Source organism: Robertmurraya dakarensis (genome assembly GCF_900156875.1).
GTDB classification, from domain to species: domain Bacteria; phylum Bacillota; class Bacilli; order Bacillales; family Cytobacillaceae; genus Robertmurraya; species Robertmurraya dakarensis.
The window spans coordinates 1-4,355 of sequence record NZ_LT707409.1; the positions used below are offsets into that span (position 1 = coordinate 1).

Annotated in this window: 3 protein-coding genes; 2 read left to right on the forward strand and 1 reads right to left on the reverse strand. The window is 32.9% G+C overall.

Annotated features, from left to right (window positions below; all coding sequences use genetic code 11):
* Positions 1-348, reverse strand: a 348-nt coding sequence (locus tag CZ487_RS09260; protein ID WP_139339547.1) for a spore germination protein, incomplete at its 3' end; no start/stop codon positions are given.
* Positions 349-1,968: 1,620 nt separating this feature from the next.
* Here CZ487_RS09260 and CZ487_RS09270 point away from each other — a divergent pair.
* Both CZ487_RS09270 and CZ487_RS09275 read left to right on the forward strand, forming a co-directional pair.
* Positions 1,969-3,816 carry a sigma-54-dependent Fis family transcriptional regulator gene (locus tag CZ487_RS09270; RefSeq protein ID WP_077211921.1) on the forward strand — a complete coding sequence of 616 codons (1,848 nt, stop codon included), beginning with the start codon at positions 1,969-1,971 and terminating at the stop codon, positions 3,814-3,816.
* 304 nt (positions 3,817-4,120) lie between these two features.
* Positions 4,121-4,355: IS110 family transposase (locus CZ487_RS09275; RefSeq protein WP_139339621.1), on the forward strand; the 235-nt coding region annotated here is incomplete at its 3' end.

Sequence of the window (4,355 nt, forward strand, 5' to 3'; positions counted from 1 at the left end):
TGCGCAATTCACAATGATTGCCTTTTTCTCATCTAAAAAATAAATATAAGCAAATCCATTTAATAGGGAAGAGATTACCTCTTGTTCTTCTAAATTTACCTTTATTTCTTCTATAGGTATGTTTTTCGCTAAGTAGGTGTAATGTAAGTATTCTACAGAAAGTTCTTCAATGTATTTAATGACATATTCATTTAGAATCTCTGGCTTAATTAAATTCTTCATAAAAATAATATGAATCCCCTCTTGTCCAACTTCAAGCTGTCGACACATCAAATCGGGTGATTCATTAAGAATGGATTTAATTTTTTCATAACTTGGGAAGTTATCATTATTATGAAGATCTGTCATTCGTAACATATCCTTCAACCGTTTTTAATAGTGTTTGTAAAAACAATTAATTTATACAGAATATGGACAGAGGGATAGTGAACATTTACATCATCATGGACAGCGTTAAACCATTATCATGTCTAGATTAAGTGGATTTTACTTATATAGTAATACTTCATCCTTATCAAAAAACGGAGGCAGTTCGACAAGTTCTGTTATAAGTGTTACATCACATGAAATACAGGGGGGGTTATCTAAGAATAATCCTAACTTTACAATGGAGGATGGGAATGATGGAACTATGTTTCCCAAAACCACCCCGTCAATACTCCTGCATGCACATACGTAATATAACTAAATGGAATAATGTGATATATAGACTAGGCTGTTATGCATTTTAACAAAACTATCTTCAAAAGGGAATTAAGATACCTAAGGACTATATTGCTAGAACTATCTGACCTAAAAATGCAACCAGGTATGTGAAAAAGAGGATAAAGAAATCTAAATTTACAATGAAAGAATGAGAGTTTGTTAAGATTTCCATTTCATTTTAGAAAGGAATATAATTTTGGAACCTATTAATGATCTTATACGAAAGAATTTTTCTACTTTAACGAACCAACTAAAACTTGTAGCATCTTATATATTGAACTATCTGCATAAGATTGCTTTCCAGAAGGCAAAAGTAATTGGAGAGTTAACGGAAACAATGGTTATCAGATTTTGTTATAAACCTGGATATACTGGCTTTAGCCATTTACAAAAAGAAATCCAGGCATCACTAATAGAAATAACCAAAGTCAGCCATTAGAAAAATTCAGGGTCTCTAATAGCAAATATTTTTAAACCATTCTTTTAGCATTTTTTACAAAGGTTAATATAACCTGACAATAACACGGATAGGAAAAAGCAATAACAATGATGAAGCATTTTTTTATTTCGGGAATGTTCGATATAGCGTCGTCATGTTCTCCTCTATAAAATACATCTTACCTTTAGCCAAATTTAAAATATACGCTAACCAACTAGCTGCTGCATAGGAGCTTTTAATGAGCAGTATGTTTCGTTTTTTATGGATAATTCCGAAAAGAACTAAAAGACTCCGATACAATAAAACGCCTATCTTTTCAATTTAATTTACGTATCATTTTAACCTCACAATAAAGTGAGTATTTGAAAAAAGGCTCTAATGGAAGTTCACTTATATCTGCTTCTTTTTTTAGATAAAGCTCTTACTAATTATGCAAATTTTAGAATAACCCCAAAAAATAAATTTATTATTATTATTTGACTTAATATTCTAAAATATTTAAAATGCTATTAAATGTATAACTTTATTTTCTATTATTTTGTGAAGTTTCAACTTCTACAAGGAGGGAATTATATCATTTTGTTATAACAGACTTAAGGAATTAGTGCTTGTCTGATATTCGAAAAAAAGCTCTTTAGAGTATCAAAGCTAAAGACGTAAAGGTGAATATAAATATAATCGCTATTCTTAGAAGTAAGGCTATACTTTCAATTGGACGCTTTCATTACGAAGGTGTCTCTTTTATTTTTGATTACTGACTATAAGGATATTAAAAGTAAAAACTGGAACTGGGTTAAATCAAATCTTGAGGGAGGAAAAATTAGATGCAAAAGGAAATATGGAGTCAGTTTACTCTTGAAGGTACTATGAACATCAATTTAAGAAGAGAAATCCTGGAATCATGGAATAAGTGTAAACAGATTGGGATTTCATTTGATACTGAGAAAGTTACTTCACATATTTCAAAAGACGCCTTAAATAAAAAACGACAGAGAAATCATGATCTAATAAATGCAGCATCACAAGTAATGAGAGATTTTATTAAAGATTTAAATGGAGAAGGCTACCTTCTTGTACTTGCGGATGCTGAAGGATACCTTATTGAAATGTTGGGAGATAACCCTTCTATGAAAGTGGCTGAGCAAAGTGGAATTAAAGAAGGTGCTAGATGGCTTGAAGAAGATGTTGGTACAACAGGACTGTCCCTTGCTCTTAAATCTAAAACAGCTATAGCTACCTCAGGGAAGGAGCATTATTGTTCAGTTTTTCGTGACTGGGATTGTTCTGCATGTCCTATCTTTGTAGATGGAGTATTCCTGGGAGCCTTTGATGTTTGTCGTCTGGGAGCTAGAAATAATTTAATAGAATTACTTGCACTAGCTGTTGCTGGTGCTCGTACCATTAGTGAAAGGTACCAATTAAACAAACTGTATATGAAAGAGAAAATGTTGTCTCATGTACTCACTAAATATGTTCCAAATTTAGGAATTTTAGCATTAGATACGCAAGGAACAGAATTATACAAAAATAAGGTTGCTGATGACTTTTTAAAATTGTTCGATGAAAACTTTGGGAGTCTAGGATTAAATGAAAAAAACGTATTGAGTGACTTTGATAAAGATTTACTATTTACAGAATTAGAAGTAAATAAAAAGCATTTTTCAATCCGAACAGAAGAAATAATTAGTCAAGGCAAAAAGTTAGCCACTCTAAAACTTATACATCCACAAACTAAGGAAATAATAGCAACCTCTAAGGGCAAACATGATCTATTTAACTTAAACACTAAAAATATAGCTTTTCAGAAGACATTACAAAAAGCAATAAAGGTGTCAAAAAGTGATGCAAGTATTCTTATACTCGGAGAAAGTGGAGTCGGAAAAGACTTTATGGCACGCTTTATTCACAAGCAAAGCAAAAGAAGAGATCATCCTTTCACTGCGATTAATTGTGCTGCGTTGCCTCGAGAATTAATTACTTCTGAGTTGTTCGGTTATGAAGGTGGAGCCTTTACAGGTGCTAAGCATAAAGGGAATAAAGGGAAAATTGAAGCTACCGACAAAGGAACGGTATTCCTAGATGAAATAGCAGATTTACCACTTGATTTACAGGCTACTCTCCTAAGAAGTTTAGAAGAAAAACAAGTGGTAAGAGTCGGGGGGACTACACCAATTCCGGTTAATGTACGCTTTCTGGCTGCGACAAATAAAAATCTGGAAGAACTAGTTGAAGAAGGAAAGTTTCGCGAAGATCTTTATTATCGTTTAAAAATCTTTACTATTAAAATCCCTTCTTTAAGAGAACGAATTGAAGACTTTGAAGTAATACTTAACACGATGCTATCTGAAGCCTGCGAGAAAGTTCAACGACAGTCAATTTCTTTTACTTCATGTGCAATGAAAATATTCAAAGAACATTCTTGGCCAGGAAACTTGAGAGAGCTAAGAAGTGTAATAGAGCGAATAATCTACCTTCATGATGAAGAGTATCTTGATTCCTTTCATGCCCAAGAGTTCTTAGAGGTAGAACAAGCATACCAAAATACAAGTGAGCGAGAATTCATTTCTGATATTCTTCGAAAGACAAACGGAAATCGTTCGAAAGCAGCAAAAGAATTAGGAATATCCAGAAGCGCTTTATATCGAAAAATGCAAAAATATAATCTTGAATAAAGTTTATGAACTGTTCACCTTGTCCGCACAGAGAACGGTCAAAAAAACATTTATGGACTAAATTATGATAGACAAAACAAACTGATGCATTGGTACACTTGTATTTTATATGATTTTTAATTTTTATTAATAACTGGCACGATTATTGCAATGTAAATATCGAAAAAAATTCACATAAAGGAGCATTCCTGTTAGAAGGATTTTCGGGGACTTGAACAAAAAAGAGCCCTCTTGGTATGATTACGGGGTGTCAAATCTTAGCGCGAAATGACCCCTAACTTAGTTAACCAAGGAGGACTCCAAAGTGGATTTTAAACAAAATCAGAAAATAAATCAAGTCACCGAAAAAACACTCGTTGTCGGAATCGATATTGCTAAGCGAAAACATTTCGCTTGCTTTGTAGATGATCGTGGGCGGGTGCTCCAAAAATCTTTCTCAGTATTACAATCTAGTGATGGTTTTCAGAGTTTTTATCAACGTATTTTGGCTGCAATGAAAGAATACGAAAAAACGGAAGTCATTGTCGGGATTGAACCTA

What these genes read in the sequence shown, in the direction of transcription:
- CZ487_RS09270 (WP_077211921.1), top strand. Translation starts at nt 1,969, where the DNA reads ATGCAAAAGGAAATATGGAGTCAGTTTACTCTTGAAGGTACTATGAAC.